This is a genomic window from Cellulomonas sp. GbtcB1 (assembly GCF_019091725.1).
Classification (GTDB): Bacteria; Actinomycetota; Actinomycetes; order Actinomycetales; family Cellulomonadaceae; genus Cellulomonas.
Window position 1 is genome coordinate 47813 of the sequence record NZ_JAGXJG010000026.1, and the last position, 6235, is coordinate 54047.

Below are 6235 nucleotides of genomic sequence, written 5' to 3' on the forward strand. Positions count from 1 at the left end.
CCTTGACTCGCCCAGAAATCGCCGAATAGCCTGGTCGGCGTCAGATCAGATCAGGGGGGCGGGACGGGAAGTTCCGTGGCACGTAGAGCCATTTCACTGACCGCAGCGGCGCTCATGGCCGTGGGCATGATCACCATTCCCGCGGGCGCGGCGTCCGCATCCACGGCGTGCTCAGCCACATCCATCAACATCAACTCCACGCCTGGCGGGGAGCCCTCGAGCTGGGCGAGCGGCCATTCGCACGTGACAGGAAAGCACTACGTCAAGTCCATCAACTCGCTGCGGGTGTGGACGTGGTGGGCCGACAACGACAACGGCTCGGTCGACAAGACAGACACCTATTTCGGGATCCAGCAGTGCTGACAGCGCGATCTGCGGCGTCGACGGCGTGCGTCCTCGTGACGTGCGCCGTCGGCGCGTCGGCGTGCGGCCCACCCGCCACGCAGCAGGCGGGCGAGGCGCCGACGACGGCGCCGTACGTCGTCGCCGATGACGCCGTCGTCGTCCCGGTGACGTTCGCGGACATCACCACCGAGCACTGCCTGGCCGGCTACCTGCTCGACGACGGGGCCGTGCAGACCACGAGCTGCACCACGCCGGGATCGTCGACGGTCGTCGCAGTCACCACCTTCGGTCCGCGTGCCCCGACCGGAGCACCGGATCCGATCGAGATCACCGCGGCCGCGCACGAGGCGTGCGCCCCAGCCACCCGGTCCTGGCTGGACGAGCAGGACCTCCCGGACGGCGTCCCCGAGATCCACGTGTTCCCCGAGGTGTGGTCCGGCCCGAGCACCGCGTTGGTCTGCGCGGTCTGGACGGGCCCGTGAGCGCACCCGGCGACGCGCTCGTCGTCGATTCCGTGACCGTCGCCCGTCGCCGTCGCGTCCTCGTCGACGGCGCCTCGTTCCGGGTCCGCTCCGGGACGGTCCACGCGCTGCTCGGGCACAACGGCGCGGGCAAGACGACGCTCCTGCGCGCACTGGCCGGCCAGGTCCCACTCACGTCCGGCACGATCCGGGTCGATGTCCGGCCGTCGGTCCTGTTCGTCGGCAGCCGGTACCCGTCCGACCTCACGGTCGGGCAGATCGTCGAGCACCACCGCCGCCGGCTCGGACGTTCCGACCCAGCCGCGGTCGCAGCCGTGCTCGAGACCCTGGGCGTACGCGAGTTCACCGAACGGTCCGGCGGGGCGCTCTCGACCGGGATGGCGCAGCGGGTGTCGATCGCGCTCGCGCTGCTCGCCGGTCCGCGGCTGCTCGTCCTCGACGAGCCGACGCCCGGGCTCGACCCCCAGGGTGTCGCCGGGCTCCGCGACGTCATCGGCCGGCTGCGTCGGGAGGGCACCGCCGTCCTGGTGTGCTCGCACGACCTCGCCGAGCTCGAGCTCGTGTGCGACGACGTGACCTGCCTGCGAGGCGGGCGCGTGACCGCGAGCGGGTCGGTCCCCGAGGTGACGCGCGGCCTCCCGGCCGCCGGGCACCTCCTGCGGACCGCGGACGACGGGCGCACGGCCGAGATCCTCGCGGCCCGGGGAGCACAGGTGGCCGTCACCGCGCGGGGCGTGCACCTGCCGGCCGGAGCCGACCTGTCCACCGCCGTGCAGGCGGTCGCGGGCGAGGTCACGGTGCACGAGGCCACGGTGGACCACGGGCTGTTCGCACGGCTGTACGACGCCTTCGGCTCCGCGCCCGGGGCGGGACGGACCAGGAGGAGGCACCGGCGATGATCGCGACCCTCGCTGCGGAGTGGTTCTGGATCCGGAGGCGACGCGCGCTCCTGCTCGCTGGCGCCGCAGCCGCGATGATCGCGGCCGTCGTGCCTCTCGCGCGCTGGCTGTCCTCGGACGCCGACCTGGCGGCCGCGATCGCCCGCGCCGAGCGGGAGGCGGCGGAGATGGCCGCGGCGGGCGTCGACGTGCCCGTGGCGGGCGCCTTCGTCGAGACGCGCTATCTGCTCGCCGAGCAGGCGCCAGTCGACACCGCCGGCGCCGCGCTCGCCCTGGCTCTCGTCGGGTTGCTCGCGGCGACCTTGTCGGTCGGATCCGAGTGGCGCACCGGTACGGTCCGCCTGTCGTTCGTGGACCCGGCCGAGCGCACCGGGCCGACGTTCGCCCGTGTCCTGCTCTGGGGCGCGTGCTGGTCCGTCGTCGGAGCGGCGGCGCTGGTCGTGCTCCAGGGCGGGCTCCTGCTCGTCGGGCACGACCGCGGGCTGACGGAGGGCGCGGCTGCCGCGATGTTCGTGTGGCCGCTCGTGCGAGGCGTCCTGACGATCGGGGTCGGCGCGGCCGTCGGCGCGGCGCTGGCCACGGTGTTCCGCTCGGAGACCCCCGTCGTCGTGCTCCTGCTGCTCTACGTCCTCGTCGCCGAGATCGTGCTCCTCGGGCTGCACGGGGCCGCCGGCTACCGCAGCCCGGGAGCTGACCTGGCGGGATGGATCGTCTCGGCAGACGTGGGTGCGGTGCTGCCGTCCTCCTGCGGCGGCGCGCCGCGGTGCAACGAGCTGCACGCCATCACCGCGGGCGAACCGGGCGTCTACCTGGCGCTCAGCAGCGCCGCGTCGGCCCTGGTGCTGGGCGCGGCGGTGTCGGCCCGCCGCCCGGTGTGGCGGTAGCCCTCGCGTCAGCCGACCGGGCGCAGCGTCCGCCAGCCGCGGTCCCGCGACGCGGCAGCGGCGAGGATGCCGACCGCGGCGCTCGGGCTGCGCAGCCGGCCGGCGAGGACCGCCTCGACGGCCTCGTCCAGGGGCACCCACACCGGCACCATGCCAGCCTCCTCGTCCTCCCGGGTGAACCGGTCGGCCTCGGGGACCTCGGACAGCCCGCGGGCGAGGTACACGAGGATGTGCTCGTTCGAGCCGCCCGGCGAGTTCGCGAACTCCGCCAGCAGCGACCAGGAGTCCGCGCGCAGGTCGGCCTCCTCCCCCAGCTCCCGGGCGGCGGTGACGTGCGGCGGCTCGCCGTCGACGTCGCGCAGCCCGGCCGGCGGCTCCCACAGCTCGGCCCGCACGGGGTGCCGGTACTGCTGGAGCAGCAGCACCCGGTCGTCCTCGTCGAGCGCGATGACCGCGACGGCGCCAGGGTGGTCGACGAACTCCCGGACCACCTGCGAGTCGCCGAGGTCCACGGTCTCCGAGACGAGGTCCCAGATCTTCCCGTGGTGCAGGTCGGTGTGCTCCAGCACGGGCCGCACGGCGGGCCGGTCGGCCGGCCCGCCGTGCGTGTCCTGCGTCGTCACGCGCGCGCCTTCGCCTTCGGCGAGACCGTCGCGCCGCGGGCCTCGAGGGCGGCGCGGATCAGGCCGGCGAACAGCGGGTGCGACCGGGTCGGCCGCGACTTGAACTCCGGGTGCGCCTGCGTCGAGACGTAGTACGGGTGCACCTCGCGCGGCAGCTCCACGAACTCGACCAGGGACGAGTCCGGCGAGACGCCCGAGATGACCAGGCCGGCCTCCTCCAGCTTGTCGCGGTACGCGTTGTTGACCTCGTACCGGTGCCGGTGCCGCTCGGTGACCCGGGTCGAGCCGTAGGCCTCGGCCGCGACCGAGCCCTCGGCCAGCACGGCCTCGTAGGAGCCGAGCCGCATCGTGCCGCCGAGGTCGCCCTCGCCGCCGACGATCGCGAGCTGCTCCGCCATGGTGGCGACGACCGGGTGCGCCGGGTCGGCGTCGAACTCGGACGACGAGGCGCCGGCCAGGCCGAGCACGTTGCGGGCGTACTCGATGACCATGGTCTGCAGGCCCAGGCAGATGCCGAGCGTCGGCACCTTGCTCTCGCGGGCCCAGCGCAGCGCGCCGAGCTTGCCCTCGATGCCGCGCACGCCGAACCCGCCCGGGACCAGCACCGCGTCCACGCCGCCGAGCGCGCGCTGCGCGCCCTCGGGGGTCTGGCACTCGTCGGACGGCACCCAGCGGATCTTGACCTTGGCGTCGTTGTGGAAGCCGCCGGCGCGCAGCGCCTCGGTCACCGACAGGTACGCGTCGGGCAGGTCGATGTACTTGCCGACCAGCGCCACCTCGACGTGGTGCGCCGGCTGGTGCACCCGCTGCAGCAGCTCGTCCCAGCCGCTCCAGTCGACGTCGCGGAACTGCATGCCGAGCCGCTGCACGACGTAGGCGTCCAGGCCCTCGGCGTGGATGACCCGCGGGATGTCGTAGATGCTCGGCGCGTCCACGCAGGAGATGACGCCCTGGGTGTCGACGTCGCACATCAGGGCGATCTTCGCCTTGATCGACTGCGGGATCTCGCGGTCGGACCGCAGCACGATCGCGTCCGGCTGGATGCCGATGCTGCGCAGCGCGGCCACCGAGTGCTGCGTCGGCTTGGTCTTCAGCTCGCCCGACGGGCCGATGTACGGCACCAGCGACACGTGCAGGAAGAACACGTTGTCCCGGCCGAGCTCGTGACGGACCTGGCGGGCCGCCTCGAGGAACGGCTGCGACTCGATGTCGCCGACCGTGCCGCCGATCTCGGTGATGATGATGTCGACGTCGTCGGCGGCCTGGGACCGCATCCGCGCCTTGATCTCGTCGGTGATGTGCGGGATGACCTGGACCGTGTCGCCCAGGTACTCGCCGCGCCGCTCCTTCGCGATCACGTGCGAGTAGACCTGGCCGGTCGTGACGTTCGCGGAGCCGACCAGGTCGACGTCCAGGAACCGCTCGTAGTGACCGACGTCGAGGTCCGTCTCGGCCCCGTCCTCGGTGACGAAGACCTCGCCGTGCTGGAACGGGTTCATCGTTCCCGGGTCGACGTTGAGGTAGGGGTCGAGCTTCTGCATCGTGACTCGGAGGCCGCGGGAGCGGAGAAGTCGTCCCAGGCTGGAGGCGGTCAGGCCCTTGCCCAGTGAGGAGGCGACGCCTCCCGTGACGAAGATGTGCCGGGTCGTGGAGTCCGACCGCCCGGAGAGTCGATTTGCGCGCTCTGCCACGGGATTCCAGTGTACCCGAGACGCGCGGCCCCTGTGCGTCTCACGCCGGTGACCCGCACCACGGGCTCGGAGCCGGGGGTGCCTCAGGGGGTGTAGGCCGCGTCCAGCTGGGTCAGGACGTCGGCGATCCCCGGGAGGGTCGCCGCGCGCGCCCGGGCCGCGTCGCGCAGCGCGGCGCGCCGGGCGTCGTCGGCCAGCACCGCGCGCAGCGCGTCCGCGAACGCCGCGGCGTCCCCGACCGGCACGAGCACCGCCGCGTCCTCCGTGACCTCGCGGGTGCCGCCCGCGTCGGTCACGACGAGCGCCGCGCCCAGCGCCAGCGCCTCCTGGACGGCCAGCGGCTGGCCCTCCCACACGGCGGTCGAGGCGACCACGTCCGCGGCCGCGAACAGGTCGGCGACGTCCTCGCGACGGCCGAGCAGGTCGACCGGCGCCCCCGCCTCGGCCGCCCGCGCGCGCAGCCCGTCGAGCAGGGGCCCGTCGCCCGCGACGACCCAGCGCAGCCCGGGCCGGGTCCGTCCCGCGGCGGCCGCGGCGTCCACGAGGGTGTCGAGGCCCTTCTGCGGGGCGAGCCGGGCCACGGTGACGACCAGGTCCTCCCCCGGCGCGACACCGAGCCCCGCGCGCACGGCCTCCCGGTCCTGCGCAGGGGCACGGAGCGCGGGGGCCGGCACCAGGGCGCGCTCGGCCCGGCGGGCGCCCTGCGCCCGCGACAGCTCGACGAGGTCCCCGGACACGCCGAGCACCACGTCGGCGCCGCGCGCGACCACCCGGCCGAGCACCGCCGACACGGTCCGGATCGCGCGGCCGCCGACCGGCAGGTTGTGCAGCGTGACCACCACCCGGGGCCGCGACCCGCCGGGGTGCTGCCGGCCCCGGACCGCCAGCACGGCGAGCGCGCCCGCGCGCAGCCCGTGGGCGTGCACCGCGTCGGCGTCCCGCGCCAGCTCGGCCAGCCGGGCGACGGCCCGCGCGTCGGAGGCGTGCGGGCGGTCGGCGATCTCGACCGCCGCGAAGCCCACGGCCTCGCCCGCGGCCACGGTCGGCGCCAGCGACGACGGGCCCGCGACCAGGACGCGGTCGCCGGCCGCCGCCAGCGCCGTCGACACCTGCGCGACGTGCCGGGCGACGCCGCCCGCGCTCGAGCCCAGCACCTGCAGCACGCGTCGGGTCATCGGCCCGCCTCCCGGGGGTCGTCGGGCCCGGGGGCCGCGGGTCCGGCGCCGGGCGCCGGGGTGGTCGTGGGGGTGGCGGCCGTCGCGGGGGCCGCGTGGGTGCCGGCGGACGCAGGGTCGCCGGCGGACGCGGGCC

Annotated in this window: 7 protein-coding genes; 4 read left to right on the top strand and 3 right to left on the bottom strand. The window is 75.0% G+C overall.

The window, feature by feature from the left end; all coding sequences use genetic code 11:
- Window positions 1–75 precede the first annotated feature (75 nt).
- Genes KVT14_RS11225 through KVT14_RS11240 form a run of 4 tightly spaced genes read left to right on the top strand, consistent with a single transcriptional unit; the run spans window position 76 to window position 2610 of the window.
- Window positions 76–363, top strand: coding sequence for a hypothetical protein (locus tag KVT14_RS11225; protein ID WP_217615741.1), 288 nt, complete (start codon window positions 76–78; stop codon window positions 361–363).
- 35 nt (window positions 364–398) lie between these two features.
- Window positions 399–827 (top strand): hypothetical protein, encoded by a 429-nt coding sequence (locus KVT14_RS11230; RefSeq protein ID WP_217615742.1) that lies wholly within the window; start codon window positions 399–401, stop codon window positions 825–827.
- A complete protein-coding gene (locus KVT14_RS11235) occupies window positions 824–1726 on the top strand; it encodes an ABC transporter ATP-binding protein (protein WP_217615743.1) in 903 nt (300 codons plus the stop codon). Before KVT14_RS11230 ends, KVT14_RS11235 begins: the two co-directional genes overlap by 4 nt.
- Window positions 1723–2610 (top strand): hypothetical protein, encoded by an 888-nt coding sequence (locus KVT14_RS11240; RefSeq protein WP_217615744.1) that lies wholly within the window; start codon window positions 1723–1725, stop codon window positions 2608–2610. Before KVT14_RS11235 ends, KVT14_RS11240 begins: the two co-directional genes overlap by 4 nt.
- A gap of 8 nt (window positions 2611–2618) precedes the next feature.
- Here the strand turns inward: KVT14_RS11240 and KVT14_RS11245 are convergent, their stop codons facing one another.
- The 3 genes from KVT14_RS11245 to KVT14_RS11255 form a co-directional block, all read right to left on the bottom strand.
- Complete coding sequence (locus KVT14_RS11245) at window positions 2619–3233, bottom strand: NUDIX hydrolase (protein WP_217615745.1); 615 nt, start codon at window positions 3231–3233, stop codon at window positions 2619–2621.
- Window positions 3230–4924 carry a CTP synthase gene (locus tag KVT14_RS11250; RefSeq protein ID WP_217615746.1) on the bottom strand — a complete coding sequence of 565 codons (1695 nt, stop codon included), beginning with the start codon at window positions 4922–4924 and terminating at the stop codon, window positions 3230–3232. The genes KVT14_RS11245 and KVT14_RS11250 overlap by 4 nt, the downstream gene beginning before the upstream one ends.
- A gap of 83 nt (window positions 4925–5007) precedes the next feature.
- The gene (locus KVT14_RS11255; RefSeq protein ID WP_217615747.1) at window positions 5008–6099 is read right to left on the bottom strand and encodes a glycosyltransferase family 4 protein; all 1092 of its coding nucleotides are present in this window, start codon (window positions 6097–6099) and stop codon (window positions 5008–5010) included.
- Window positions 6100–6235 lie beyond the last annotated feature (136 nt).